The 24801-nt window shown below is 61.7% G+C and carries 27 protein-coding genes and 1 tRNA gene; 12 read left to right on the top strand and 16 right to left on the bottom strand.

Annotation, left to right across the window (positions count from 1 at the left end; all coding sequences use genetic code 11):
- Window positions 1–23 precede the first annotated feature (23 nt).
- Window positions 24–2162 (top strand): sodium-translocating pyrophosphatase, encoded by a 2139-nt coding sequence (locus DFO46_RS10200; protein ID WP_120277193.1) that lies wholly within the window; start codon window positions 24–26, stop codon window positions 2160–2162.
- 80 nt (window positions 2163–2242) lie between these two features.
- On the opposite strand, the gene DFO46_RS10195 is transcribed toward DFO46_RS10200, so the two are convergent.
- Window positions 2243–2704, bottom strand: coding sequence for an outer membrane protein assembly factor BamE (locus DFO46_RS10195; protein WP_245408990.1), 462 nt, complete (start codon window positions 2702–2704; stop codon window positions 2243–2245).
- Between the two features lie 295 nt (window positions 2705–2999).
- Between DFO46_RS10195 and DFO46_RS10190 the strand changes: the two genes are divergently transcribed.
- From DFO46_RS10190 to DFO46_RS10150, 9 genes are all read left to right on the top strand, one after another.
- Complete coding sequence (locus DFO46_RS10190; RefSeq protein WP_120277191.1) at window positions 3000–3536, top strand: ubiquinol-cytochrome C chaperone family protein; 537 nt, start codon at window positions 3000–3002, stop codon at window positions 3534–3536.
- 66 nt (window positions 3537–3602) lie between these two features.
- A complete protein-coding gene (locus DFO46_RS10185) occupies window positions 3603–4166 on the top strand; it encodes a DUF177 domain-containing protein (protein ID WP_120277190.1) in 564 nt (187 codons plus the stop codon).
- Window positions 4167–4263: 97 nt separating this feature from the next.
- Entirely contained in the window at window positions 4264–5310 is a 1047-nt protein-coding gene (plsX, locus tag DFO46_RS10180; protein WP_110793421.1) for a phosphate acyltransferase PlsX, read from the top strand.
- Window positions 5311–5329: 19 nt separating this feature from the next.
- Window positions 5330–6301 carry a beta-ketoacyl-ACP synthase III gene (locus tag DFO46_RS10175; RefSeq protein WP_120277189.1) on the top strand — a complete coding sequence of 324 codons (972 nt, stop codon included), beginning with the start codon at window positions 5330–5332 and terminating at the stop codon, window positions 6299–6301.
- Between the two features lie 108 nt (window positions 6302–6409).
- Complete coding sequence (locus DFO46_RS10170; protein WP_006727522.1) at window positions 6410–6748, top strand: integration host factor subunit alpha; 339 nt, start codon at window positions 6410–6412, stop codon at window positions 6746–6748.
- A gap of 128 nt (window positions 6749–6876) precedes the next feature.
- Window positions 6877–7407, top strand: a complete 531-nt coding sequence (locus tag DFO46_RS10165; protein ID WP_110793584.1) for a MerR family transcriptional regulator — start codon at window positions 6877–6879, stop codon at window positions 7405–7407.
- A 105-nt stretch (window positions 7408–7512) separates the two neighbouring features.
- The gene (locus DFO46_RS10160; RefSeq protein ID WP_120277188.1) at window positions 7513–7923 is read left to right on the top strand and encodes a hypothetical protein; all 411 of its coding nucleotides are present in this window, start codon (window positions 7513–7515) and stop codon (window positions 7921–7923) included.
- A gap of 84 nt (window positions 7924–8007) precedes the next feature.
- A tRNA-Pro gene (locus tag DFO46_RS10155) sits at window positions 8008–8084 on the top strand.
- Between the two features lie 133 nt (window positions 8085–8217).
- Complete coding sequence (locus DFO46_RS10150; RefSeq protein ID WP_120277187.1) at window positions 8218–9264, top strand: PHB depolymerase family esterase; 1047 nt, start codon at window positions 8218–8220, stop codon at window positions 9262–9264.
- Window positions 9265–9277: 13 nt separating this feature from the next.
- Here DFO46_RS10150 and DFO46_RS23885 read toward each other — a convergent pair whose 3' ends face one another.
- From DFO46_RS23885 to DFO46_RS10125, 6 genes are all read right to left on the bottom strand, one after another.
- Window positions 9278–9427, bottom strand: coding sequence for a hypothetical protein (locus DFO46_RS23885; protein WP_165826366.1), 150 nt, complete (start codon window positions 9425–9427; stop codon window positions 9278–9280).
- A 76-nt stretch (window positions 9428–9503) separates the two neighbouring features.
- Complete coding sequence (locus tag DFO46_RS10145; protein WP_120277186.1) at window positions 9504–9797, bottom strand: hypothetical protein; 294 nt, start codon at window positions 9795–9797, stop codon at window positions 9504–9506.
- A 65-nt stretch (window positions 9798–9862) separates the two neighbouring features.
- The gene (locus tag DFO46_RS10140) at window positions 9863–11083 is read right to left on the bottom strand and encodes an O-antigen ligase family protein (protein WP_120277185.1); all 1221 of its coding nucleotides are present in this window, start codon (window positions 11081–11083) and stop codon (window positions 9863–9865) included.
- Window positions 11084–11118: 35 nt separating this feature from the next.
- A complete protein-coding gene (locus DFO46_RS10135) occupies window positions 11119–12678 on the bottom strand; it encodes an undecaprenyl-phosphate glucose phosphotransferase (protein ID WP_120277184.1) in 1560 nt (519 codons plus the stop codon).
- Window positions 12679–12791: 113 nt separating this feature from the next.
- Window positions 12792–13934 (bottom strand): glycosyltransferase family 4 protein, encoded by a 1143-nt coding sequence (locus DFO46_RS10130; RefSeq protein ID WP_120277183.1) that lies wholly within the window; start codon window positions 13932–13934, stop codon window positions 12792–12794.
- Window positions 13935–13937: 3 nt separating this feature from the next.
- Complete coding sequence (locus DFO46_RS10125) at window positions 13938–14513, bottom strand: polysaccharide biosynthesis/export family protein (protein ID WP_110793412.1); 576 nt, start codon at window positions 14511–14513, stop codon at window positions 13938–13940.
- A gap of 198 nt (window positions 14514–14711) precedes the next feature.
- Between DFO46_RS10125 and DFO46_RS10120 the strand changes: the two genes are divergently transcribed.
- Window positions 14712–16949 (top strand): Wzz/FepE/Etk N-terminal domain-containing protein, encoded by a 2238-nt coding sequence (locus DFO46_RS10120; protein WP_120277182.1) that lies wholly within the window; start codon window positions 14712–14714, stop codon window positions 16947–16949.
- A 23-nt stretch (window positions 16950–16972) separates the two neighbouring features.
- Here the strand turns inward: DFO46_RS10120 and DFO46_RS10115 are convergent, their stop codons facing one another.
- A complete protein-coding gene (locus DFO46_RS10115; RefSeq protein ID WP_245422545.1) occupies window positions 16973–18259 on the bottom strand; it encodes a GNAT family N-acetyltransferase in 1287 nt (428 codons plus the stop codon).
- Between the two features lie 132 nt (window positions 18260–18391).
- The gene (locus DFO46_RS10110; protein WP_110793410.1) at window positions 18392–18601 is read right to left on the bottom strand and encodes a DUF2842 domain-containing protein; all 210 of its coding nucleotides are present in this window, start codon (window positions 18599–18601) and stop codon (window positions 18392–18394) included.
- Window positions 18602–18721: 120 nt separating this feature from the next.
- Here DFO46_RS10110 and DFO46_RS10105 point away from each other — a divergent pair, with 120 nt between their 5' ends.
- Window positions 18722–19825: a COX15/CtaA family protein gene (locus DFO46_RS10105; RefSeq protein ID WP_120277181.1), complete on the top strand. Its 1104-nt coding sequence runs from the start codon at window positions 18722–18724 to the stop codon at window positions 19823–19825.
- 1 nt (window position 19826) lies between these two features.
- On the opposite strand, the gene DFO46_RS10100 is transcribed toward DFO46_RS10105, so the two are convergent.
- The 7 genes from DFO46_RS10100 to rplM all read right to left on the bottom strand — a co-directional run bounded on the left by DFO46_RS10100 (window position 19827) and on the right by rplM (window position 24512).
- Window positions 19827–20657 carry a class III extradiol ring-cleavage dioxygenase gene (locus DFO46_RS10100; protein WP_120277180.1) on the bottom strand — a complete coding sequence of 277 codons (831 nt, stop codon included), beginning with the start codon at window positions 20655–20657 and terminating at the stop codon, window positions 19827–19829.
- 106 nt (window positions 20658–20763) lie between these two features.
- Window positions 20764–21153 carry a VOC family protein gene (locus tag DFO46_RS10095; RefSeq protein WP_120277179.1) on the bottom strand — a complete coding sequence of 130 codons (390 nt, stop codon included), beginning with the start codon at window positions 21151–21153 and terminating at the stop codon, window positions 20764–20766.
- 27 nt (window positions 21154–21180) lie between these two features.
- Complete coding sequence (argC, locus tag DFO46_RS10090; RefSeq protein ID WP_120277178.1) at window positions 21181–22113, bottom strand: N-acetyl-gamma-glutamyl-phosphate reductase; 933 nt, start codon at window positions 22111–22113, stop codon at window positions 21181–21183.
- A gap of 71 nt (window positions 22114–22184) precedes the next feature.
- Complete coding sequence (speB, locus tag DFO46_RS10085; RefSeq protein ID WP_120277177.1) at window positions 22185–23138, bottom strand: agmatinase; 954 nt, start codon at window positions 23136–23138, stop codon at window positions 22185–22187.
- 9 nt (window positions 23139–23147) lie between these two features.
- On the bottom strand, window positions 23148–23486 hold the full coding sequence (locus DFO46_RS10080) for an antibiotic biosynthesis monooxygenase (RefSeq protein WP_110793404.1): 339 nt from the start codon (window positions 23484–23486) through the stop codon (window positions 23148–23150).
- A gap of 94 nt (window positions 23487–23580) precedes the next feature.
- The gene (rpsI, locus tag DFO46_RS10075) at window positions 23581–24045 is read right to left on the bottom strand and encodes a 30S ribosomal protein S9 (RefSeq protein WP_062274696.1); all 465 of its coding nucleotides are present in this window, start codon (window positions 24043–24045) and stop codon (window positions 23581–23583) included.
- Between the two features lie 2 nt (window positions 24046–24047).
- Complete coding sequence (rplM, locus tag DFO46_RS10070) at window positions 24048–24512, bottom strand: 50S ribosomal protein L13 (protein WP_110793403.1); 465 nt, start codon at window positions 24510–24512, stop codon at window positions 24048–24050.
- Between the last annotated feature and the right edge of the window lie 289 nt (window positions 24513–24801).

Here is a 24801-nt window from a genome sequence, read left to right as displayed (position 1 = left end):
GGCAATACGGGAGGGTATTGCGAATGACGGTTCTTCTAGGCGTAATTTTATGCGGGCTTTTGTCGGTGGTTTACGCGATCTGGGCGACACGCTCGGTATTGGCGGCTGACCAGGGCAATGCCCGAATGCAGGAAATTGCAGGCTATATTCGCGAGGGTGCTCAGGCTTACCTCACTCGGCAATACCTGAACATTGCAATCGTCGGCGCCGTCGTTTTCGTCGGCACATGGTTTCTCCTGTCCGGCACGGCGGCCATCGGCTTCCTGATCGGCGCGGTGCTCTCCGGAGCTGCCGGCTTCATCGGCATGCATGTCTCTGTCCGTGCCAATGTGCGCACAGCACAGGCCGCATCCCACAGCCTGGCGGCTGGCCTCGACATCGCCTTCAAGTCGGGCGCCATCACCGGCATGCTGGTGGCGGGCCTGGCCCTTCTCGGCGTCTCCATCTATTTCTACGTTCTGACCGTGTTTCTGGGGCATGAAAGCGGTTCGCGCGAAGTCATCGATGCGCTCGTTGCGCTCGGCTTCGGCGCCTCGCTGATCTCGATCTTCGCGCGCCTGGGCGGCGGTATCTTCACCAAGGGGGCGGACGTCGGTGGCGACCTGGTGGGCAAGGTCGAGGCTGGCATTCCGGAAGACGACCCGCGCAATCCGGCAACCATCGCCGACAACGTCGGTGACAATGTCGGCGACTGCGCCGGCATGGCGGCCGACCTCTTCGAAACCTATGCCGTCTCGGTCGTCGCGACCATGGTGCTGGCCGCGATCTTCTTTGCGGGCTCGGCAGCTCTCGACATCACGATGGTCTACCCGCTCGCCATCTGCGGCGCCTGCATCATCACCTCGATTGTTGGGACCTTCTTCGTCAAGCTCGGCACCAATGGTTCGATCATGGGCGCGCTCTACAAGGGCCTGATCGTGACGGGTCTGCTGTCGATTGCGGGGCTCGCCTTTGCGACGTCGCTGACAGTCGGCTGGGGCACGCTCGGCACGGTGGCCGGCACTGACATCACCGGCATCAACCTGTTCTTCTGCGGCATTCTCGGCCTGGTCGTGACCGCCTTGATCGTCGTCATCACCGAATACTACACCGGCACCAACAAGCGCCCGGTCAATTCCATCGCCCAGGCATCGGTCACCGGCCACGGCACCAATGTCATCCAGGGCCTCGCAGTCTCGCTGGAATCGACGGCATTGCCGGCGATTGTCATCGTTGGTGGCATCATCTCCACCTATCAGCTTGCCGGCCTCTTCGGCACGGCGATCGCCGTCACCACCATGCTTGGCCTGGCCGGCATGATCGTGGCACTCGATGCGTTCGGCCCTGTCACCGACAATGCCGGCGGCATTGCCGAAATGGCGCATCTGCCACCCGAAGTTCGCAAGTCCACGGATGCGTTGGATGCAGTCGGCAACACCACCAAGGCCGTCACCAAGGGCTACGCGATCGGCTCGGCCGGCCTTGGTGCCCTGGTGCTGTTCGCCGCCTATTCCAACGACCTGGCCTATTTCGCCGCCAACAGTGCGCAGTATCCCTACTTCGCCGACATGGGGGCGATCTCCTTCGATCTCTCCAATCCCTACGTCGTCGCCGGCCTGATCTTCGGCGGCCTCATCCCCTATCTCTTCGGCGGGATCGCCATGACCGCCGTCGGCCGTGCGGCCGGATCGATCGTGGAAGAGGTTCGCCAGCAGTTCCGCGACAAGCCGGGCATCATGCAGGGCACGGAGAAGCCGGACTATGGCCGGGCGGTCGATATCCTGACCCGCGCTGCCATTCGCGAGATGATCATCCCCTCGCTACTGCCGGTGCTGGCCCCGCTCGTCGTCTATTTCGGCGTGCTGCTGATATCGGGCTCCAAGGCCTCGGCCTTCGCGGCGCTTGGCGCCTCGCTGCTCGGCGTCATCGTCAACGGCCTCTTCGTCGCCATCTCCATGACTTCAGGTGGCGGGGCCTGGGACAATGCGAAGAAGAGCTTCGAGGATGGCTTCATCGACAAGGACGGCGTCAAGCACCTGAAGGGTTCGGATGCCCACAAGGCCTCCGTCACGGGTGACACCGTCGGTGATCCCTACAAGGATACCGCAGGACCGGCCGTGAACCCGGCGATCAAGATCACCAACATCGTGGCGCTCCTGCTTCTCGCCGTGCTGGCCCACTAAGCCGCCACGGATTTGGGACAAAAAGAAACCGCGGAAGGTAACTTCCGCGGTTTCTTCGTGTCCGAGCCTGGCAGGGAGGCTTAGTTGCCCATGCCGCCCAGGATGTTCTTGACGCTGTTGGCCGCGCCACCGCCGCCCGAGAGCAGCTGCTGCAGGAAGGTGAGGTCGCGGCCGCCTGTCGGGGTCGTGCGCGAGATCGTGTCGAAGACCTTGCCATCCTGAAGCGTGTAGTTCGCCTCCTGGGTGACGATGCCGTTCTTGTCGAAATAGATCGCCAAGATCTGCTGTTCGACCAGCTTCTGCTTCATGAAGGCGACGGAGCGGACGCGCTTCTGGGAAATATAGTAGAAGACCTCGCCGTCGAAGGTGGCGGTGGTCGACGGCGTGCCGAGCGACAGCAGCACCTGCTCGCGGCTGGAGCCCACCGGAACCAGATCCAGCGCGGCCTGGTCGACCACATAGCCATTGTGAAACACTTCGGAGGTCGTGCAGCCAGAAAGCCCGGCCAGGGCAAGAGCGAGAGCCACGGCCGTGGTGTTCATCACCTTCCTGTCCGCTTTAAAAATCCGAATGTCCACGCATACGTCTCCCATGACTGTCGACGGCAACCGGAAGGATGCCGGGTCGCTTCTGCGCACAGCATTGTGGCCTTTCCGGGGAAGGGCCGTCCAATTGCGGGCGCTGCCTTCTTTCCCGTCACTTTGCCGATGGAAGCGGCAGGGCGAGGGGATAACGGCATTGCAATTCACGTCTGCTTCGGTAAACCAGCTTTCGCAATCATGCAACATGAGCACGACCGGGCCTGGGCCATCGGCCGACTCTTTTTGGTGGAATTGGATGGTATTCGGTTTCTTCCGTCAGAAAAGAAACAATCAGGCGATCGTCGAGCGGCAGTATGCCATCCTGACATCGGCCGCGCGGACACCTGCCTTTTATCTCGACATGAATGCGCCCGACACCGTCATGGGTCGGTTCGAGATGCTGACAATCATGCTGATTCTCTATTTTCGCCGCACTGCGCGGTCGGATCGGAGTGGCCAGGAGATCGCGCAAAACATCATCGACGCCTTCTTCGAGGATGTCGATCATTCGATCCGCGAACTCGGAGTTGGCGACCCCGGTGTTCCGAAGCGCATGAAGAAGCTCGCCGGCATGTATTACGGTCGGCTCGAATCCTATGCCGCCGCGCTCGACAAGGGAGATCGGGATGCGCTGGCCGCAGCCCTCGCTCGCAACATTCACCCTGAGGTCGCGCCGGCTCCGGACATGCAAAGCCTGGCCGGCTGGATGTTTTCCGCAGAGGAAGCGCTTGGCTCCGTCGCCGAAGCCGAGATCGAGACCGGCACGGCCCGGATCGCCGTTCCCACCACGTGATACCTCGGAGGGCCATGCCGGCGGGCGACCGCGGCGAGCCGCCGGTAACGGACAGAGGAAGATCCAATGATCACCAGAATTCCCGATGAAACTGCCGAATTCAGCTATCGCGTGAAGGTCGGTCACGTATCGGCAAACCCCGTACAGGTCCATGTCGAGGCAGACGAGCGCGAACGCGTGGGGCTGGCAAGCCTTTGGGAAGTGGAGGCCGTCAATCGCCTTGCGGCCGATCTGCAGATTGCCCGCTGGAAGAAGGACGGAGTGCGCATCAAGGGCCACGTCTCCGGCGAGATCGTCCAGGCCTGCGTCGTGACGCTTGAGCCTGTTGTCTCCACGATCGAACAGGATATCGACCAGATCTTCGTGCCCGAGGGCTCGAAGCTGGCTCGCATCGTGCTCGATGGCGCCGGTGAAATGGTGCTGGATCCGGACGGTCCGGACCTGCCGGAACCCTTTGTCGGCGACACGGTCGACGCGGGCGCCCTGATCGCGGAATTCGCCGCGCTCGGCATCGATCCCTATCCGAAAAAGCCCGGCGTCCAGTTTTCCGGGCATATCGAAAATGAAGTCGAGGAAGAAAAGAAACCCTCTCCCTTCGCCGTGCTCAAAGACTGGAAAAAGGATCAATGATCCCCCATCTGCGCCCGCAGGTGGGTTGTGCCGCCATCGAAAAGCGGTATTTTGACCGAAATTTCGCTGGCCAGCGATCAAGAAGGGTCAGGTTTAAGTGATCAGAATTTCTCTCGACGTTATGGGCGGCGACTTCGGTCCCGAAGTCACGATTCCCGGAGCCGCCAAGGCTTTGGAACGTCACCCGGAAGTCACCTTCCTCCTCTTCGGCCAACAGGAGCGCTGCCTGCCGATTCTGGCGCAGTTTCCCAGGCTCAAGGAAAAGGCCGTCTTCCACCACTGTGAAGTTTCCGTCGGCATGGACGAGAAACCGAGCCAGGCGCTTCGCCGCGGACGTTATGTCTCGAGCATGTGGCGCTCGATCGAGGCGGTCAAGACCGGCCAGGCCGACGTCGCCGTCTCCGCCGGCAATACCGGTGCGCTGATGGCCATGGCCAAGTTCTGCCTGCGCACCATGGCCACCATCGAGCGTCCGGCGATCGCCGCCATCTGGCCGACGCTGTCGGGTGAGAGCATCGTGCTCGACGTCGGCGCCGGGATCGGTGCCGATGCCCAGCAACTGCTGGACTTCGCCGTCATGGGCGGCGCCATGGCGCGTGCTCTGTTCGAAATCGAGAAGCCGCTGGTTGGTCTCCTCAACGTCGGCGTCGAAGAGATCAAGGGGCAGGAAGAGGTCAAGGAAGCCGGCCGTCTGATCCGCGAGGCCGGCCTCGATACCATCGACTACTACGGCTTCGTCGAAGGAGACGATCTCGGCAAGGGCACGGTTGACGTTGTTGTCACCGAAGGCTTTACCGGCAACATCGCCTTGAAGACCGCGGAAGGCACCGCAAAACAGATCGCCGAATATCTGCGCGCAGCGATGTCGCGCACCTGGATGGCCAAACTTGGCTACATCCTTGCCAAGGGTGCCTTCGACCGCGTTCGCGAGAAGTTGGATCCGCGCAAGGTCAATGGCGGCGTGTTCCTCGGGCTGAACGGCATCGTCATCAAGAGCCATGGCGGGACGGATGCCGAAGGTTTTGCAGCGGCCGTCGACGTCGGCTACGACATGGCCCGCAACGGGCTCACTCAGAAGATCGAAAACGACTTGAAAAAATATCACGCGCGGCAGCCCTCTCCGGCAGGCCCCGAAGCAGCGTGACGACAAGGCAGGAAACACGATGATCCGTTCAGTAGTTCGCGGTTTCGGAGCGTCGCTCCCGAAACGGGTGGTGACCAATCGCGATCTTGAAGACATGGTCGAAACCTCTGACGAGTGGATCGTCCAGCGCACCGGCATCCGCCAGCGTTACATCGCGGGCGAGGGGGAAACCACGGCGTCGCTCGGAACCGCTGCCGCCGAACAGGCGCTTCAGCGCGCAGGCCTGACCGCGCAGGATATCGATCTCATCATCTGTGCCACCTCGACGCCGGATAACACCTTCCCGGCAACCGCCGTCAACATCCAGAACCGCCTGGGGATGACGCACGGTTTCGCCTTCGACGTGCAGGCCGTTTGCACCGGCTTCGTCTATGCGATGGCGACGGCCGATCTCTATATCAAGGGTGGTATGGCCAAACGCGTGCTGGTCATCGGCGCCGAAACGTTCTCCCGCATCCTCGACTGGACCGACCGCACCACCTGTGTGCTCTTCGGCGATGGCGCAGGCGCGATCGTGCTGGAAGGGCAGGAGGGTGAAGGCAGCGTGGCCGATCGTGGCATCCTGACGTCGAACCTTCGCTCCGACGGCACCCACCGCGAAAAGCTCTACGTCGACGGTGGCCCCTCCACGACCGGTACGGTCGGCCATCTGCGCATGGAGGGCCGCGAGGTCTTCAAACATGCGGTCGGCATGATCACCGACGTGATCGAGGCGGCCTTTGATGCCACCGGCACGACGGCCGCTGACGTCGACTGGCTGGTTCCGCACCAGGCGAACAAGCGGATCATCGATGCGTCTGCGAAGAAGCTCGGCATTCCCGACGAACGGGTCGTGATCACCGTCGACCAGCACGGAAACACCTCTGCTGCCTCGATCCCGCTGGCGCTGGCGGTCGCGGCTGGCGATGGCCGCATCAAGCCTGGCGATCTCGTGATGCTGGAAGCGATGGGCGGTGGTTTCACCTGGGGAGCGGTCCTCCTGCGCTGGTAGTCCAAAAAAGAGTAAAAATTGCGCACCAACAAGAGCTTGACCGTCGCAGTTAAGGACAATAGGTTCTTCCGAATTCAACAAGATCATTGATTTAGGCGGGCGAGAACTATGGCCGGGAAGACAGTGACACGTGCGGATCTGGCAGAATCAGTCTTTCGCAAGGTCGGTCTTTCGCGAACGGAGTCCGCGGAGCTGGTCGAAACGGTGATCGACGAGATCTGCAACGCCATTGTGCGTGGCGAATCGGTGAAGCTTTCGTCCTTTGCCACCTTCCAGGTGCGCAGCAAGAACGAACGCATCGGCCGCAATCCGAAGACCGGCGAGGAAGTGCCGATCTCGCCGCGTCGGGTCATGACCTTCAAGGCATCCAACGTCTTGAAGCAGCGCATCCTGCGCGCCCACATCGCGCGCAAGGCCAAGCAGAAGCCGGCCAATCCGGCGGCTTGATCCGACCAAAAACGGTGGAGTGTCGCTCCTGCCGTCACGGATCGCTTGAAAAATCCGTTCCAAACCGTTGAAATGACGGGCGAGTCGCGCAAGCCTTGGCGCATCGCACGTGGAGCATGGTCATGCAGTTGGACAAGAGCCCGGATGCCTTCCGCACCATCAGCGAAGTTGCGGATGATCTCGATCTGCCACAGCATGTCCTGCGTTTCTGGGAAACCCGCTTTCCGCAGATCAAGCCGCTGAAGCGCGGCGGCGGGCGACGTTACTATCGGCCCGATGACGTCGAATTGCTGAAGGGCATCCGCCATCTGCTCTATGATCAGGGCTATACGATCAAGGGCGTGCAGAAGCTTCTGAAGACGAACGGCAACAAGTTCGTAATGGCGGTCGCCACGGGCGATGTCGCGACCATGGAAGCGCTTGTCGCGGCGAGTTCTGCCAAGACCGAAGATCCGCGCGTGGCACTTGAGGATGACCAGGTCGTCGGTCGGCCGAAGGTGCGGGCCAGCGGCCGCTTCTTCGGCTTTGGCGGATCGGCCGATGATGCCTCTGAAATCTCGCTCGGCAAGGGCTCGATCGCCAAGGAGGACCGCGCCCTGCTGCAGGAAGCGCTGTTCGATCTACTGGAGTGCAAGCGCCTGCTGGACCAGGTCCGCTGACGGCAATTCCAAGGCATCGGCAGAGCGTCAGTCCTTTCAGTTCCCCGGAGGGAACCCCTACTCTTTGAAGACGTTGAGGGAACATCACGAACCCTGTGAGGTCCCATGAAACGTTTGTTTGCCGCCGCCCTTCTGATCGCCACCCCCGCCTTGGCCCAGACGCCGTCGCCAGCACCCCGCGCTGCTGCAGAGGCAGGAACACGGCCACAGACGGTGGAGGATGCCTGCATTTTCGTGGCCAAGAGCATGTTGATGGCCAGGGATCTCAAGGTGGGCGTCGTCCAGGCCTTTCCCGAATTGACGCCGCCCGGCGCCCGCCTCACCTATTCGACGCGAATGGACGCCGAAGAAGGCGATATCACCGACGAAATCGAATGCCAGTTCGATGCCGGCACGAGCCCGACCAAGGTCACGCGCTTCTGCATGGATTCCACCTGCTACGCCTCTGACAGCGAAGATCACGAAGACCGCCGCCGGTTCGAAGAGGTTCAGGCGCTGATGCAGCGGCTGAAATGACCAGAGGAAATTTTTGCGGTCAGCGACTTTCCCCTTGCACGGGCTGGGCTGACTGTCTAAAGGGAACGTGCCGTTTAGGCAGGTCGGGGCGTAGCGCAGCCCGGTAGCGCACTTGACTGGGGGTCAAGGGGTCGTGGGTTCAAATCCCGCCGCCCCGACCAATCTCTTCCTTGATATCCCAGCAAATTTCTTTCTTGATGAAAGGGCATACCGGTTAATCGCCGGCGTGTCCTAGTATTGCTGCAATGCAGCATTACATTCGATCTTCACGCCTGCCGAAAGAGATCGCCCCCCATGCGCTTCAAAAACCCCCTGTCTCCGCTGTCCGCGCTCCTCAAGGGGCAGCGCCGCTGGCGCAAGATGGTGAAGGACGCCTTTCCAGTCTTTGGCCTGGGTGATCTGCCGAAGGCGGCGCCGAAAGCCAAGAAGCGCGTAGCCACATCCAAGGCAGCCACTGCGCGGGCGTCCCTGGTCGAGGTCCATGCCTTTGGCAGCAATCCCGGCCGGTTGCGCATGCTCGAATTCGTGCCGGCGCTCAGGCGCGATCCGCCGACACTGGTTGTCGTGCTGCATGGTTGCCTCCAGACAGCCGCCCAGTTCGACAAGGGCAGCGGCTGGAGCCGCATGGCCCGGGAAAAGGGATTCGTGCTCCTTTATCCGGAGCAGACCCGGCAAAACAACCAGAACCTCTGTTTCAACTGGTTCCGTCCGAGTTCGGTCGCGCGTGATCGCGGGGAACTGATGTCGATCCGCCAGATGGTGGATCATTGCGCCACCCGTCACAACATCCCGAAAGATCGCATCTTCCTGCAGGGATTGTCTGCCGGCGCAGCCATGGCCGGCGCCTTGCTCGCAAACTATCCGGACGTCTTTGTCGCCGGCCAGATCGTGGCCGGGCTCCCCTTCGGCGCGGCCCGCGATGCCATGTCGGCGCTGCATGTGATGAAATCAGGGGCTCGCCGCAGCGCCCGTGAATGGGGTGACCTCGTGCGTGCGGCCCGCGACGGGTCAGAGACGCGCAGACCTGCGGTTTCGATCTGGCATGGCCGCGCCGACAGCGTGGTTGCAATTGCCAATGCCGAAGCAACGCTGGCCCAATGGCTTGACGTCTATGGTCTCGATTTCGAAGCTGGCGTCACGCGGCCCGCGACCGATGGAACCTCGATGGTCTGGAAGGACGAAAAGGTCAGGGTGCTGGTCGAATATCGCATCATTGATGCTCTCGACCATGGGCTCCCGGTCCCTGTGCGCAGGGGAACGGCGGGTCGCCAGCCTTACATGCTTGAGGGCGCCAACAGCGCCCCCAAACAATTCTACCAAACCTTTATCCGACCCGCCTGAAGCGGGAGGTCGATCAGTTCTCCTCGACGGAAACGCCGCTTTCGCCGATGCGCAATTCGACGCCCTTCGGCTTGCTCTCTTCCTGATAGACGTAGATGCCCAGTCCGATGACGGCAACGACGAGGGCGCCGATGATCAAGTAGAGGCCATTGTTTCGGCTCATGAAAGTCTCCTGTCTGGTTTTGTCAGGCAGGTAAGCTTTCAAGCGGGATATTGTTCCAACGAGGTATCAGAAACTTTCAATCATTGTTGGCAGAGTTCAGCTCTTCCGGTCGCATGCCTTCCTGGTGATCTGCTGCGACGAGGCGCAATCCCGCGCCGCCGGGACCTGCCTGGCCGGAGTCCAGAAAGAGGATGCCCAGCCGCTCCAGGGCCTGCTTCAGCACGGCATGATCCCCTGGCGTCGCCTCATAGCCGTTGCCGGATTCGATCTGCAGGATGAGCAGGGCGTTGATGCCACTTTCCTGGGAGAGCCGATCGATGGTGAGGTCGAGCATTGCGCGTGCAGCGCGGATCTGTGCTGGCGTGATCATATATTGAATATGGCACAGCAGAGCAAAGGTTCAAGGCTTGGGATCCACGCCTTATCGACGACGGATCAGGCAGGCTCCACGGTGGAAATCCGGCGCCGCACCATCTTTTGATGGCGATGTTCAAGCGCACAGCAGCCCCAGACGATGCCGAGCACGAGATAGAAATGCCGCCAGTGGTCGGTGTCGATGACATTGCCGATCAGCATGTGCCCGACGAGCACGATCCAAGCGATCATCAGATAGGGTTGCCAGGGCCGGTCCCGCAGCAGGTAGCGGAAACCCATGGCGAAGGTGCAGGCGATCAGCGAGATATAGGAGATGAAGCCGACCCAGCCATAGGTCATCAGCGATTTCAGCCAGATATTGTGTTCGTCCTCGGGGAAGATCTTGCCGAACATCATCGGACCGATGCCAAGCGGCCTCTCCATCGCCATCTGAAAGCCGAGGCGGTGCCGTTCGAAGCGGCCGAGATGGCCGCCATCGTAGTCCTGCACGAGCTGGGTGCGGGCCAGAAACAGGTCGCGCACCTTTTCGAACTGCAGAGCCACGACAAGGGCCAGAACCATCACGCCAACGGCTGCGACCGACAGCATCAGGATCTTCAGCCGAAACGCATTGCTGCGCTCCTTCAGCAGCATGATGAAGACCAGCGCCAGAGCAGAGAAGAGAAAGAGGCCCCAGGCGGCTCGGGAAAACGAGAGAAAGACGGCAAAGGCGATGATCAGTATGCCGATCAGTCGCAGCGGCGCTTCGGACAGTTTGCCCTTCAAGAGGCCGTAGAGCAGATAGAGCATCGGCGCGACGAGGAAGGGGCCGAAGACATTCGGGTCCTGGAACGCGCCCATGGCGCGGTCGTACCGTGTGAAGACCTCCGCGCCCGGAAACGCATGAAAATAGCCGAGAATGCCGAGCATGCCGGTCAGGATGGCGGCCGCCACCCAGGCCCGGAAGATCAGCACCAGCCGCTGGTGGCGATCTTCGATCACGGCCGCGTAGAAGACGGCCGTCAGCGCCAGGAAGATCGAGACGAAGACATAGAGAAATTGCTCGGTCAGGATCTCGGTCATGACCGTCAGCGCCAGCATCCCCCCGATATTGAATGCGAGAAGCAGAGCAAGCAATGGCGCGACGGTGCGGGAGATGCGCAGTCCGAAGAGGAACCAGAGCGCCACCTGACCGACCATCAGCAGCTCATAGGGTGCCGGTTCCGAAATGACGAAGCCCGACAGGAAGACGCCGAACCCGAGCACCCAGGACACGAGCATCTGCAGGGCGGCAACCTGCATCCGGGGAAGGGCAGGGCTCTGGTGGGTGAGCGCGCTCAATAGGCGTTTTCCGTGTTGAGCAGCTTGATCGGCGTGAGGAACAGGATCTTCAGGTCGAACAGCAGCGACCAGTTCTCGATGTAATAGAGGTCGAAGGCCGTGCGGAACTTGATCTTCTCGTCCGTGTCGATCTCGCCGCGCCAGCCATTGATCTGCGCCCAGCCGGTGACGCCGGGTTTTACGCGGTGGCGGGCGAAATACCCCTCGACAATTTCGCCATAGGTCTTGTCACGCGTCTGGCCCAGCACGGCATGCGGACGCGGGCCGACCAGCGAGAGATCGCCCCGCAGCACGTTGAAGATCTGCGGCAGTTCGTCGATCGAGGTCTTGCGGATGAAGCGGCCCACCTTCGTCACCCGCGGGTCGCCCCGGGTGACGGCGTTCTTCGCGGTCGGATCGCTCATCTCGGTATACATCGAGCGGAATTTCAGGACATTGATGACTTCGTTGTTGAAGCCATGTCGCTTCTGCACGAAGAAAACGGGTCCCTTGGAAGTCGCCTTGACGGCAATTGCGGTCGCTATGAAGACGGGCCACAAAAGCACCAGCGCCAAGAGGCTGAAGAAGATATCGAAGGCGCGCTTGGCGACCGAATCCCAGTCGCGGATCGGTTTGTCGAGAATGTCGAGCAAGGGGACGGCGCCGACATGCGAATAGGAGCGGGGACGGAAGCGCAGATTGTTCGAATGGGCCGCGAGCCGCACATCGACCGGCAACACCCAGAGCATGCGCAGAAGCTCCATGATCCGCGCTTCGGCGCTGAGCGGCAGCGAGATGATCAGCATGTCGATATGGGCAAGCCGCGCAAACTCCACCAGCTCCGCCACATTGCCGAGCTTCGGATAACCGGCGACGACGTCGGGAGAGCGCTGCGAATTGCGATCGTCAAAGATGCCGCAAATGCGGATATCGTTTTCCGGCTGCTGTTCGAGCGCCCGGATCAGGTCTTTGGCGGGCTTGCCGCCGCCGACGATCACGGCACGCCGTTCCATCACGCCATTTCGACCCCAGCGACGGATGGCAAAGCCGATCAGATTGCGCTCGATGACGAGGAAGGCCCCGCCGACGGCAAACCATACCGCAAGCGTGCTCGGGTATTTGACGTCGAAATCGCCGAATAGCAGTGTGGCGAGCGAAGCAAGTGCAACGGCCACGGTCCAGCTGACGAGCACACGGGCGATGGAGCGCATCGGCGTGCGCAGAATGGAGACGTGGTAGCAGTCGCTTCCCTGCATCAGGAAAAGGGCGAGCAGGGCGCCCCCTGCGCCGCTCACGGCACTGAGAAGAAAATGTGCGCCCGGTTCCAGCGCCATGAAATAATTGGCGGCGAGCGAAATCGCAAAGAGGCTGAAGAATTCCAGGAAGCGCAACTGGCCGATCACGATGGAGGGCGAGTAATTGGCGACGGCATATTGCCCGGCGATCTGGCGCGCGAGCGCGCTCACTTCGGCTCTGGGCTCGCTGCCCGGTGCCTGTGTCGTGCCATCGGCATTCATTGCCGGTCTGCGGCGGAGCGCTTCAAGATCGAAAGCGTCCGGTTTGTCGACCTTGTTCATCGGGATCCCTCGCACATGGGTGCACAAGGACTATCAACAAGGTCCTAAGAAACGCTTTAGCGTCACCTCTTATATGGGGTGAAATTGTGCCGTTAGGGCACAGTGCGACGTTTTCAGATCCGGGTGCGGTGCCGGTAATAAAGCGCCTCGACCTGAGCCGCCATCACGGAGGCTGAAAAGCGGGACTGGAAGCTGTCCTTGGCCGGCATGGTGCGGGAAGCCCAGTCCGGGGAAGTCAATGCCGTGACCATCACCCCGGCAAGTGCCGTCGCGTCGCCGGGTTCGACCAGGGCTGCGCTGTCGAACCCGAGCACTTCCGGAATGCCGCCGACCCGCGAAGCGATGACGGGCTTTTCGGCGGCGAGCGCCTCGAGAACGATATAGGGCATGGCTTCCGCCCGGGACGGAATGACGACGATATTGCCGGTGGTGAAAGCTTCGCGAACGGGCATGGCCGGCGCCATTGTGACGCGCTCCGATAGCCCCCTTTGCTCCAGCATCCGCCTGTATTTCTCCTCATCGGGACCGTCACCGATGATGCGGCCGGTGAGCGGACGCCCCAGCCGCCGTTCGACCTCGGCAAAGGCATTGATGAAGACATCCGGCCCCTTCATGTCGCGCAACATGCCGATATAGACGAAGTCGGCACCATTGGCGGATGCGGGCACGGCGCCGAAGTCGCGGTCGCTGATGCCATTGTAGATTCTGACGGCATCGCAGCTCGGTTTGCCGACCTTGGCTTCATACGTTGCGCGCTCATAGTCGCAGACGAAGGAGATCGCTTCGGTGGCGCGCTCCAGAACGCGTTCAGCCATGAAGACCGTTTCGCCCGACAGCGTGCGCGGGCGAAAATGCAGGCTTCCGCCATGCGGGGAATAGAGGCGGGCCACGCGATACCTTTGAACCCGCAGGATCGAGCCGATGACCCGCGCGACCACGCCGCCTTTGGCGCCGTGTCCGTGCAAGATGTCAGGCTGCAATGCCTTGATGTGATTGTAGCTGCGTTTCAGCGCCACGAGATCGTCGAGACCGACGGAGCGACGGATCGGCAGGCGCTCGAGACCGAGCGCGAGATGCGGCATGATCTGCGCAAACAGCTTGTCTTCGTGTTCGCTGCCTGTCGAACTGTCGCAGACGATGCCGACCTGGTGGCCGGCAAGGCTGTGATGCTCGGCCAGATCCCGCACATGGCGGAAGATTCCGCCGACAGGAGACCGGAAACAGTGCACGATGCGCAGAGGCTGCTTTTCTGACATCGATCAGAAAAGCCGTTCGCGCACATAGACGGTGTCGCCTGCGAGGATCGGATCGGTGATCGGCACGCGACCAGTGATGATCTGGCCATTGATCTTGCGCGTGACATCGACGTCCCGCTGGTTCGAACGGCCGGTAAAGCCGCCGGAGACGGCGATCGCATTGAGGATGGTCATGCCAGGCACATAGGCATACTGACCCGGTTGACCGACTTCGCCCATGACGAAGATCGAGCGGTAGCGGTCGATTTCGATGGTGACGTCAGGATCGCGCAGATAGCCCTGCTTCAGCTTCTGGGCAATGACGCCTTCGAGCTGGGTGAGGGTGGCCCCACGGGCGGCGACCTGGCCGACCAGGGGGAAGGCGATATAGCCGGCCTGGTCCACCGTATATGTGTTTGTCAGGCTGGGCTGTTCGAACACGGTGACGCGCAGCCGGTCGCCGCTGTCGAGGCGGTAGGGCTGGATTGTCGCTTCGTGAAAGACCTTCGGGGCCGGACGATAACCGGCGCATCCCGCCAGCCCGGCGGACAGAAGTGCGCCGGCGAGCAGAAGTATCGCGTGTTTCCCGACCATGGCCATGCGCAATCGCGCTCCCAATCAATCCATTTCTTATGGTTCGTTATCGAACAATTAGGGTTAATGCCCGGTAAACGGAGAATGCTTCTTCTGGCGCAGAACAAGTAGAGGGGGAGGAGGGGAGCCGCACAGGCAGAGATTAACCCTTGAGTTACCATGATCCTTTACGTTTGCCCGGACAAAGCCCCGGGAGTGTGAGTGATGCCGAGTTTGGACCGAGACCAGCAGGACGTGGATATCGATCTCGCGCAGTTTTTCCGTGCCGTTTGGCAACGGAAAGGGACCATCCTTGCGACGACCGCTCTCGTCGGTGTGCTTGCTTTTGTCGGCGCCCATGCGATTTCGCCGACCTACAAGAGCGACGCCATGCTGCTGATCGAGCCGCGTGAACCGAGCTTCTCCGCCTCCGGCCCGAATGCATCGACCGTCGAGCCGATGCCGGACGAGCTCAATGTGGCAAGCCAGGTGCAACTGATGCAGTCCGTCGACCTGATGAAGCAGGTGGCGCGTGACCTCAAGCTGCACGAGCGTGCCGAATTCGATCCTGAATCCAGCCCGTCTGCGCTCACCGATTTCCTTGTCCTGTTCGGTCTGAAGAAGAACCCGCTCGAACTTCCGCCGGAAGAGCGTGTGCTGAAGGCGTTCAAGGAAAAGCTGTCCGTCTACCAGGTCGAGAAATCGCGCGTCATCGGCATCGAATTCTCCTCCAAGGATCCGCAACTGGCCGCCGATGTGCCCAACGCCATCGCCGACGTCTATCGCTCACTGCAAAGCGGTGCCAAGCTCGACAGCAATTCCGAGGCCGTGCGCTGGCTGGAAACGGAAATTGCCAATCTGCGCGAAAAGGTCCGGGAGGCCGAGCAGAAGGTGGCGGAATACCGGTCCCAGGCAGGACTGATGTCGCTCGGGACCGACCAGTCCTTCAGCAGCAAGCAGCTCTCCGACATCTCGACCGAACTCGCCCGCGTTCGCGGCGAACGGGCCAATGCGGAGGCGACCGCTGAAAACCTGAAGGCAGCGATCAAGGCGGGCAAATCGACCGACACGATCGATGCGATCAGCCGGTCGGAATCCGTCCAGCGCCTTCGGACCGCCGAATCCCAGGTTCAGGCGCAGATCTCGGACCTGTCGACGACACTGCTCGACGGCCACCCGCAGATGAAGTCGCTGCGTGCCCAGTTGGCGGGGCTGCGCGAGCAGATCCGCGCAGAAGCGTTGAAGGTCGCCGCCGGCCTCGAAAACCAGGCATCTGTAGCTCGCGAGCGTGAAACACAGCTCATTGCCCAGATGAACTCCGTCAAGGCCGATACCGCGCGTGCCGGAGAGGATGAAGTGGGCCTGAAGTCCCTTGAGCGGGAAGCTGCGGCCCAACGCCAGCTTCTGGAAACGTATCTCGCCCGCTACCGCGAAGCCTCCTCGCGCCTCGACAAGGGGTCGAGCCCGGCCGATGCCCGCGTCATATCGCGCGCCGTACCGCCGCAGGAGCCGAGCTTCCCCAAGGTTCTGCCGATGACCATCGTCTCGGCGCTCGCAACCTTCATCATTTCCTGCGTGATCGTGATGCTGATGGAACTCTTCAGCGGCCGCGCCCTGCGCCCGGCTGCCGGCTCTTCTGCGCGCGAATACGAGCGTGACGAAGAGATTCTCCCAGAAGATGACGAAATGCAGGCGGCTGCCGCTGAAGATCTGGCAGACGATGTCGCACCGGCCGCCGTCCTTGCTCCGGCACGGGACAAGCCAGCAAGCCTTCTCGATCTCCCCGAGGAAACCGACGAGCGCCCGATCGATGCGGACGCTTTGGTCGACGGCGAGGAAGACGAGGTGATGGACCTCGAAGCCGAGGACGAACAGGACGAATTCTCCGCAGCCTCCGTTGCCAATTTCCTTTTGGAGCAGGGCACCCGCGCCGCCTTCGCAATTTCGCCTTCGGGCGATGACGGCTCTGCCGGCACGGTGGCGCTTGCCCGCGACGTGGCCGGACGTGGTCGTCGCGTGGTGCTGATCGACATGACCGGTTCGGCCTGGCCGAGCCAGATGATGACCGCCTGGGCGGATCTGCCCGGCATCACCGACCTCCTGACCGGCGAAGCCGCCTTCGCTGACTGCATCCATCCGGACCGCAGCTCGACGGCCGACATCATCCCGCAAGGCAATGCGGACATCCGCCAGGCCATGCGCGGTGCCGACCGCCTGTCGATGATCGTCGATGCCCTGGCCGATGCCTATGACCTGGTATTGGTGGAGTGCGGTCCGGCCCAGGCCGAGGGCCTTGCCCGTCTGACCCGCAATGGCAAGCACGAGATCATTCTCTCGGCGCCCGACCCGGACACCGGCGAGCTGGCCGATATCATGAAGGCCTTCCAGGATGTCGGCTACGATGATCTGGTGCTGATGTCCGTGCGCCCCAAAGCCCACGGGCCGCGTCGACACGCGGCCTGAGCCGACCGGTATGGGCCGAAGGGTCAGTCGCCTTCGGAAACGGTCTCCATGGGAGCAGATGTCTTGCTACCCATCGCCCTGATCCGCTGGATCAGGGAATAGAGCCTGGCATTGTTCTTGATCGCCGCCTTGGTTCGCGTCAGCACCCTGAGGAGCTGTTCTGCAATCTGCCCACGGGGCGATATAGCCACCATCAGGTCGTGATGCAGCGTTTCGCTGCGACACCAGCGGCGCTTGTAATCCTGGTCTCCAATACCGAAATCGAACAGGCCGGCACCGGTGAGGGCCGCCCGCTCGATCATCAGCCAGAACAGCAGTTCGCCGGGACTTGCTTCGCGCATCAGTGTGTCGTCGATTGAACCGAACTGACAGATGACGTGATCGCCCTTGCGCGACAGTCCGGCAATGGCCGCTATCTTGCCGGCATATTCGCCCTTCAGCCGCAATGCATGCAGTTCAAGCGGGACATCGCTGCCGCCGCGATCCATCTCCAGCACCATGTGGAAGAAAGCTTGTGTCTCGGCCGGCTGGAAAACGTTCGGCAAACCCTGCGCCTCGAAACGCGCGGCCTTCTGCCGGAAAAACGTCTCGAGCAGCATGCTCTTGTCGGCAGGACTCGTCGCTCGGATATGGTCGAAGCCACCCACGGCCTCAAGTTTTCTCACCTGAGAGCGGAATTTTTTCCGTCGGGCCTTGGCATTGAGCGGCGCGATCGTCGCGTCCATATCGGCGCCGAGCGCCAGCTGAAAGGCGGGGTTGGGGTTGAGGACCTTCGGCAGATCGGCAAAGGGATGAGGCTCGCCGCGCCAGTCGAGGGGCACATGGGCGAGGTGGACCAGATCGGCCCGGTTTGCCAGAGCGGCTGCGAGCGCACGGGTGATTGCGCTGGCCGGAAAGTGCTCGGCCTTGTGACGAAAATCGGCGGAGAAGAGACCGCTGTTGAAATTGGTGAAGGCGCTGCCGATGAACTGGGCGGTGCGCACCGTGGCACGGCTTTCGATCTCCAGCGGCAGCACGAAGGCAAGTGCGCCGTCGAGCCGGCCTTCGACAATTGCAAGCGGATTGCCATGGGTCTGTGCCCAGGCATAACACCAGTCGAAAGCCTGATGCATCGAATTCCACGGATCGGCTTCCAGCTGTCGCCACGCACGCTCGACGGCGCGCATATCCGAATGCACGGTGATGGCGAGGCCGAGGTCTTCATCTATGGCGGTTGCCGTCGGAGTGACGGTAGACGTCGGCAGAATGGCCGTGTCGCTTGTCATCCGCCCCGCAAAGACTGTCATGGTCTTCAATGTCAGCTCCCGCATGCGGGTCTCCCGTCCATTTGCCTGCGTGCGGGGCAGAGACTAACGGCCCTTCTGCAAGAAACGGTTATCGGCGTATCGCGCCTGGAGCATCGATCCCGAACGCGGTAAACAGGGGGTAAAGCCTGGACCGCGCTACTTTTTGACGGGGCCGGCCATCCACTTGATGATCAGCATGGCGGGCACGATCCACAAGAGGCCGGTGAGGACGAAATAGAGGAGGTGCGCCCACCAGGGCGCCGTCGCCAGGGTCGCAGATGCGATGGTCGTCGCCAAAAGCGCATAGAGCAACACGATGACGATGATGGCGATCGTTCCGATGAAGGAGCGCAGGGAAGGCCGCATGGCACGTCTCTCTTTTAGGACAGGTCCGCCATCTTCCGACGCGACCGCTTGCCGCAAACCGGCGGGCTTGTTTTGCACACCGGAGTGATGCAAATCAACGGGCGAAAAGAGGATTGACTGATGACAGCTGCGACGATCGGTACCGAAACCCAAATCCGCACCCAGATTGCCAAGGTGGATAGCGACCGGCGTGCCATCCGCATCTGGCTCGGCGTCGTCGTCTTCACGCTGTTCTGTCTCGTGCTGGTGGGCGGCGCGACGCGTCTCACCGATTCCGGCCTGTCGATCACGCAGTGGAAGCCGATCCACGGCGTCATCCCGCCGCTCTCCGTCGCGGAATGGGAAGAAGAGCTGCAGCTCTATCGCCAGATCCCGCAATACCAGCAGATCAACAAGGGTATGAGCCTTGATGAGTTCAAGACGATCTTCTGGTGGGAATGGGCGCATCGCCTGCTCGCCCGAATGATCGGCATGATCTTCGCTCTGCCGCTTCTCTATTTCTGGATCAAGGGTCGTGTCGGGCCGGGTCTGCGCCTGCCGCTGGTCGGCGTGCTGGCGCTCGGTGGCCTGCAGGGCTTCATCGGCTGGTGGATGGTGTCGTCCGGCCTTAGCGAACGCGTCGATGTCAGCCAGTATCGTCTCGCGACCCATCTGATGATGGCCTGTTTCATCTTTGCCAGCTGTGTCTGGATCATGCGCAGTCTTGCCCCGCACAGCGAGGATGCGTCACCGACACCACGAGCGCGGCTGGTCGCCGGCATTCTGCTCGCCATGATTTTCTTCCAGATCTATCTGGGCGCGCTTGTCGCCGGTCTCGATGCCGGTTTCACCTACAACACCTGGCCGCTGATGGACGGCGCCATCGTTCCGCAGGGTCTGTTCGTGCAGGCGCCGGCCTGGATCAATCTGTTCGAAAACCCGAAGACGGTTCAGTTTGTCCACCGCTTGGGCGCCTATGTGCTCTTCGCCATTGCGCTGTTCCACATGATCCAGTGTCTGCGCGCAGCGCCGCAATCGACCCATGCCCGCCGCAGCGTGTTGATGTTCGCTCTGGTCTTTCTGCAGGCCACAGTCGGCATCGTCACGCTGGTGACCCAGGTTCCGCTGCATGCGGGCCTGACGCATCAGGGCATGGCCCTGATCGTGCTTGCCTTCGCGGTTGCTCATCTCCGGGGCTTCTACGGCGAGCGTCCGCGTCCGATCGCCATGGAAGTGCGCGACTGACCTAGCCGAAGCGGAAGCCCGAATAGGGTTTACCGAGGAAATGCCCCTGAAAAACCTGCCGTCCGGCATCAACGCCGGCGGCACCCGCTGCGACGAAGAGCGGCACCAGATGGTCATGGTCGGGCACGTGGCAGGCCTGCGCATCCGAGTTCTGCTCCCAGGTGGAAAGCTTTGCCGCCCGTTCGTCGACATCGTTGATTTTGACGGCGTCCGCGAGCCATGTGTCGAAGCGCACCGCTTGCTGGACATGACCGGGCTCCGCCTGCCGGAACATCCGCATGTTGTGATAGCTCATGCCGGATGCGATGATCAGCACCTCCTCGTCGCGCAGCGGTTCCAGCGCCTTGCCGATCGCGACATGGCTTTCAACGTCAAGCGTATTCTTGAGCGACATGACAGTGATCGGCACATCCGCATCCGGATAGGCGAGCATCAGCGGAATGAAGACGCCGTGGTCATAACCACGCTCGGCATCTTCGGCGCTGTCGATTCCAGCCGCAGAGAGCAGGGCGCGGACGCGCGCCGCGAGAACTGGCGAGCCGGGTGCCGGATAGGAAAGCTCATAGGTATGGGGCGGGAAGTTGTAATAGTCGAACAGCATGCCCGGCTGCGGAGCGCTGCTCACCGTCGGCACGGGTTCCTTTTCCCAATGCCCTGAGACTACCAGGATCGCCTTCGGCTTGTGCCCCACCTCGTTGGCAAATCCGCGCAGGAAGGTGCCGAGATCATCCCAGGGCCCTTTGCCCTGTTCATCCTTCGGGAACTCCAGGAACGGCCACGGACCGCCCCCATGGGGAATGAAATAGACGGGAAACCGTATCGGTTTGCTCATGGCACCTCGCTTTCGGTGCACTATAGCGGTCGCGTTTGACGGAGACGATAGCGCGTCCACCTGACGAAGCGTTCAGCCGCCGGAGACAGTCCCGCTGAGGCAGCCGTCAGGCCTGCTTGTGGCAGACCGCCTCGATATTGTGGCCGTCGGGATCGAGCACGAAGGCGCCGTAGTAATTCGGATGGTAGTGCGCACGGATGCCGGGCGGTCCGTTATCCGTCGCGCCAGCCGCCATCGCCGCAGCGTAAAACGCGTCCACTGCGGCGCGGCTCTCGGCAACGAAGGCGATGTGCATCGACCCTTGCGTGCGCCCGCCGGTGCCGATCCAGAAGGACGGCTTGCCGTTGAGCCCGTAGCCGGCGCCCTCATAGGTCCCGCCGGTATCAGCGGCGGTCACCCCCATGCAGCAGTCCGCGCCCAGCATCGGCATCACGACATCGTAAAATGCCTTGGACTTCGGATAGTCGGTAACGGAGAGGCCAATATGATCGAGCATGTGAATGTCCTCCCGTTGTGGTTTCAATCAAGCAGACAGCATCAGGTCCATGTTTTGGACGGCCGCACCAGACGCACCCTTGCCCAGATTGTCGAGCGTGGCGACGAGATTGACATGCGGTCCGCCTTCCGTGCCGAAGACATAGAGCTTCATTGTATCCTGCCCGACCAGCTCCTCGGCATCGACGCGCGGCAACTTGGCGCTTTCAGCGAGCGGCACCACCGTAACGATGTTCTGGCCGGCATAATGCGCCACGAGGGCCGCATGTATGCTGCTGATCGTCGTGCCCGAGGCAAGGTCATCAAGGAACAGCGGCACCTGCACGATCATGCCCTGGGCAAAGCGGCCGACGGAAGGCGAGAAGAGGGGCGCCCGGTCGAGCTTCCCATGGATCGTCATCTCCGGCACATGCTTGTGCTTGAGCGGCAGGCCGTAGAGGAAGTTGTTGGCGGCCAGATGCTCGGGATGAGCGGTGTCTTCCATCTGGGCGATCAGCTGCTTGCCGCCACCGGTATAACCGGAGACCGCATTGACGCTGACCGGATAAGCATCCGGCAGGATGCCGGCGTCACGCAGCGGCCGGATGAGGCCGATCGCACCGGTCGGGTAGCAGCCGGGATTGGCGACGTGGCGCGCCGAACGGATCTTGTCGCCCTGCGCCTTGTCCATTTCGGCAAAGCCATAGGCCCAGTCTTCCGCAACCCGAAAGGCGGTCGAGGTGTCGATGATCCGGACCTTGTTGTTGCCCGAGAGCATGGTGACGGCCTCTTTCGAGGCTTCGTCCGGCAGGCACAAGATGGCGATATCGGCGCTGTTGAGCAGATCCTCGCGCATGGCGGCATTGCGCCGTTCCGCTTCCGGGATCGACAGGAGCTCGACGTCGCGGCGGCCGGCCATGCGGGTGCGGATCTGCAGCCCCGTGGTTCCGTGTTCGCCATCGATGAAGATTTTCGCGCTCATGTCTTTGTCCACAAATTCAGAAGGTTAGGAGTGCTGGCGGACTCACTTTATCCGCCATGTGATTCAGTTTGTTAACGGGGAGCGGCGAGGCGTTCAGCCCGCAGACCCAGCATATACATCGCGACCGTTGCACCGGCAATGGCGGTGATATCGGCATGGTCGTAGGCCGGTGCCACCTCGACGATGTCGGAACCCCGGATATCGAGGGGGCCGAGCTTGCGCAGAACCGAGAGCATCTTGGCCGATGACGGGCCACCTGCGACCGGCGTGCCTGTGCCCGGTGCAAAGGCCGGATCGAGGCAGTCGATGTCGAAGGTGAGGTAGCAGGCGCGGTCGCCGATATGGGCAATAATCTGGTCGGCAATCGCCTGCGCACTCAAATCCTCGACCTCATAGCCGGGGATGATCCTGATGCCGAAATTCTCAGGTGCCTCGGTCCGAATGCCGATCTGGATCGAGGCAGCAGGGTCGATGACGCCCTCGCGCACGGCCCGGCAGACGAAGGAGCCGTGGTCGATCCGCTGGCCGTCATCGTCCCAGGTGTCCTGATGCGCGTCGAAATGTACCAGCGCCAGCGGTCCATGTTTGGCGGCATGCGCTTTCAGAAGTGGCCATGTGACGAAATGGTCGCCGCCGAGCCCGAGCAGATAGGCGCCCGACGCCAGGATTTCGGCTGCCTGCGCTTCGATCCGCGCGGGAGTTTCCTGATGATTGCCGTAGTCGAGCAACACGTCGCCATAGTCGATGACGGCCATCTGCTCGAACAGGTCACGGGCAAAGGGATATTGCGGATCATTGTCGAAGATCGCCGAGGCGCGCCGGATCGCCTGCGGTCCGAAACGGGCGCCGGGACGGTTGGAGACGGCGGCATCGAAGGGAATGCCGAGTACGACCGCATCGACGTCGTCCAGCACCTTGGAATATTTGCGGCGCATGAAGGAAAGCACGCCCGCATAGGTCGGGTCGGTCGCCGCTCCGCGCAGGGCCTTTGCGGTGAAGGCGTTGTCGATCGATTTACTCGCCATGATGGTCCCTCAGTCTTCTCTCTTGATGTCGTAGGCCCGTTCGACCTTGGCGACAATGACTCGGTAATCTTCATACCACCGTTCGCGTCCGAGTCTCTGGGCCGCGGCATGGGAAACCACGGCTTTCCAGGCCAGAATGCTCGCTTCGTCCACCCAGTAGGAATTGGTGATACCGAAGCCATCAGGCCCGCGCACACTCTCCATGCCGAGATAACCCGGCTGCTGCTCGGCAAGCGCAACCATCGTGTCGGCCATCGCACCATAGCCGTGATCGCCGGCCGTGCGCTGGGAGGAGAAGCAGACGACGTAATAGGGTGGTTTCGGAAGCTTTGCGATCTGGGAGACCATGCCAATGCCGCTCTGAGTGGGAATGAGGATGGTAGACAACAAAAAAGGCGGAGCCGAAGCCCCGCCTTGATTTCCGTGTCCGGTAATCCAGCTGTTAACGCTTGGAGAACTGGAACGAACGACGGGCCTTGGCCTTGCCGTACTTCTTACGCTCGACAACGCGGCTGTCGCGGGTCAGGAAGCCACCCTTCTTCAGGACCGAGCGCAGGCCCGGTTCGAAGTAGGTGAGGGCCTTCGAGAGACCGTGACGAACTGCACCGGCCTGGCCGGAGAGGCCGCCGCCGTGAACGGTCGCGATGATGTCGAACTGGCCGTCACGGGCAGCTGCGACGATCGGCTGCTGCAGGATCATCTGCAGGACCGGACGGGCGAAGTAGGTGCGGAATTCGCGGCCGTTGATCGTGATCTTGCCGGTGCCCGGCTTGACCCAGACGCGGGCAACGGCGTTCTTGCGCTTGCCGGTGGCGTAGGAGCGACCCAGGGAGTCGACCTTGCGGACGTGAGCCGGAGCTGCGTCCTGTGCCGGGGCAAGGTCCTTCAGGGAAGAAAGATCGGCCATACTTAGGCGCTCCTTGTGTTCTTGCTGTTCAGCTTGGCGACGTCGAGAACGACGGGCTGCTGAGCTTCATGCGGATGGTTCGAGCCGGCATAGACGCGCAGGTTCTTCATCTGGCGACGGCCGAGCGGGCCGCGCGGGATCATGCGCTCGACAGCCTTCTCGAGAACGCGCTCCGGGAAGCGGCCTTCGATGATCTGGCGGGCAGTACGTTCCTTGATGCCACCCGGATAACCGGTGTGCCAGTAGTAGGTCTTGTCCGAATACTTCTTGCCGGTAAGAACAACCTTCTCGGCGTTGATCACGATGACATTGTCGCCATCATCAACGTGAGGGGTGTAGGTGGCCTTGTGCTTGCCACGAAGATGCGTGGCGATAATGGTGGCGAGGCGGCCGACAACGAGCCCTTCGGCATCGATGACGATCCACTTCTTCTCCACCTCTGCAGGCTTCTGAACGAAGGTAGACATTGAGGTCTCTTTCCGTGTGATCCTGGTTGACCCAAGAGGGCCAGCAGGCGTTTTTTGTTGCTTGGTGCGTGCCGTCGCCGGCACAAATAAGAAAGCGGTCCCGAGGGGCCGCCGTCTTGCCGGGTGTATAATCCGGGGCAGGCGGAGCGTCAAGGCGGCCCTGGTGTAGGTGTCCTTGCAAGGGTCAAGCAAAATCAATGAGTTAGGTGTGTGGTATTATTTTACCGCAATCGCAACCGCCGAGTTTGCCTGGAATGGGCTCTGAGATCGTCAGTTTTCAGAATGCCAA

The sequence above is a fragment of the Rhizobium sp. AG855 genome, assembly GCF_003610655.1.
In the GTDB taxonomy this organism is placed as follows: Bacteria; Pseudomonadota; Alphaproteobacteria; order Rhizobiales; family Rhizobiaceae; genus Allorhizobium; species Allorhizobium wuzhouense.
This window is presented reverse-complemented; position numbering and strand designations above follow the sequence as displayed.

Bases quoted from the DNA above. Each gene is read 5' to 3' on its own strand.
- DFO46_RS10125 (WP_110793412.1), bottom strand. From the start codon at position 14,513: ATGGCCATGGTCGGGAAACACGCGATACTTCTGCTCGCCGGCGCACTT.
- DFO46_RS10120 (WP_120277182.1), top strand. From the start codon at position 14,712: ATGCCGAGTTTGGACCGAGACCAGCAGGACGTGGATATCGATCTCGCG.
- DFO46_RS10175 (WP_120277189.1), top strand. From the start codon at position 5,330: ATGATCCGTTCAGTAGTTCGCGGTTTCGGAGCGTCGCTCCCGAAACGG.
- rplM (WP_110793403.1), bottom strand. From the start codon at position 24,512: ATGTCTACCTTCGTTCAGAAGCCTGCAGAGGTGGAGAAGAAGTGGATC.
- DFO46_RS10105 (WP_120277181.1), top strand. From the start codon at position 18,722: ATGACAGCTGCGACGATCGGTACCGAAACCCAAATCCGCACCCAGATT.
- DFO46_RS10195 (WP_245408990.1), bottom strand. From the start codon at position 2,704: ATGAACACCACGGCCGTGGCTCTCGCTCTTGCCCTGGCCGGGCTTTCT.
- DFO46_RS10100 (WP_120277180.1), bottom strand. From the start codon at position 20,657: ATGAGCAAACCGATACGGTTTCCCGTCTATTTCATTCCCCATGGGGGC.
- DFO46_RS10130 (WP_120277183.1), bottom strand. From the start codon at position 13,934: ATGTCAGAAAAGCAGCCTCTGCGCATCGTGCACTGTTTCCGGTCTCCT.
- DFO46_RS10150 (WP_120277187.1), top strand. From the start codon at position 8,218: ATGCGCTTCAAAAACCCCCTGTCTCCGCTGTCCGCGCTCCTCAAGGGG.
- speB (WP_120277177.1), bottom strand. From the start codon at position 23,138: ATGGCGAGTAAATCGATCGACAACGCCTTCACCGCAAAGGCCCTGCGC.
- DFO46_RS10200 (WP_120277193.1), top strand. From the start codon at position 24: ATGACGGTTCTTCTAGGCGTAATTTTATGCGGGCTTTTGTCGGTGGTT.
- DFO46_RS10145 (WP_120277186.1), bottom strand. From the start codon at position 9,797: ATGATCACGCCAGCACAGATCCGCGCTGCACGCGCAATGCTCGACCTC.
- DFO46_RS10190 (WP_120277191.1), top strand. From the start codon at position 3,000: ATGGTATTCGGTTTCTTCCGTCAGAAAAGAAACAATCAGGCGATCGTC.
- DFO46_RS23885 (WP_165826366.1), bottom strand. From the start codon at position 9,427: ATGAGCCGAAACAATGGCCTCTACTTGATCATCGGCGCCCTCGTCGTT.
- DFO46_RS10110 (WP_110793410.1), bottom strand. From the start codon at position 18,601: ATGCGGCCTTCCCTGCGCTCCTTCATCGGAACGATCGCCATCATCGTC.
- argC (WP_120277178.1), bottom strand. From the start codon at position 22,113: ATGAGCGCGAAAATCTTCATCGATGGCGAACACGGAACCACGGGGCTG.
- DFO46_RS10160 (WP_120277188.1), top strand. From the start codon at position 7,513: ATGAAACGTTTGTTTGCCGCCGCCCTTCTGATCGCCACCCCCGCCTTG.
- DFO46_RS10140 (WP_120277185.1), bottom strand. From the start codon at position 11,083: ATGCAGGTTGCCGCCCTGCAGATGCTCGTGTCCTGGGTGCTCGGGTTC.
- DFO46_RS10185 (WP_120277190.1), top strand. From the start codon at position 3,603: ATGATCACCAGAATTCCCGATGAAACTGCCGAATTCAGCTATCGCGTG.
- DFO46_RS10115 (WP_245422545.1), bottom strand. From the start codon at position 18,259: ATGCGGGAGCTGACATTGAAGACCATGACAGTCTTTGCGGGGCGGATG.
- DFO46_RS10170 (WP_006727522.1), top strand. From the start codon at position 6,410: ATGGCCGGGAAGACAGTGACACGTGCGGATCTGGCAGAATCAGTCTTT.
- rpsI (WP_062274696.1), bottom strand. From the start codon at position 24,045: ATGGCCGATCTTTCTTCCCTGAAGGACCTTGCCCCGGCACAGGACGCA.
- DFO46_RS10080 (WP_110793404.1), bottom strand. From the start codon at position 23,486: ATGGTCTCCCAGATCGCAAAGCTTCCGAAACCACCCTATTACGTCGTC.
- DFO46_RS10095 (WP_120277179.1), bottom strand. From the start codon at position 21,153: ATGCTCGATCATATTGGCCTCTCCGTTACCGACTATCCGAAGTCCAAG.
- DFO46_RS10135 (WP_120277184.1), bottom strand. From the start codon at position 12,678: ATGAACAAGGTCGACAAACCGGACGCTTTCGATCTTGAAGCGCTCCGC.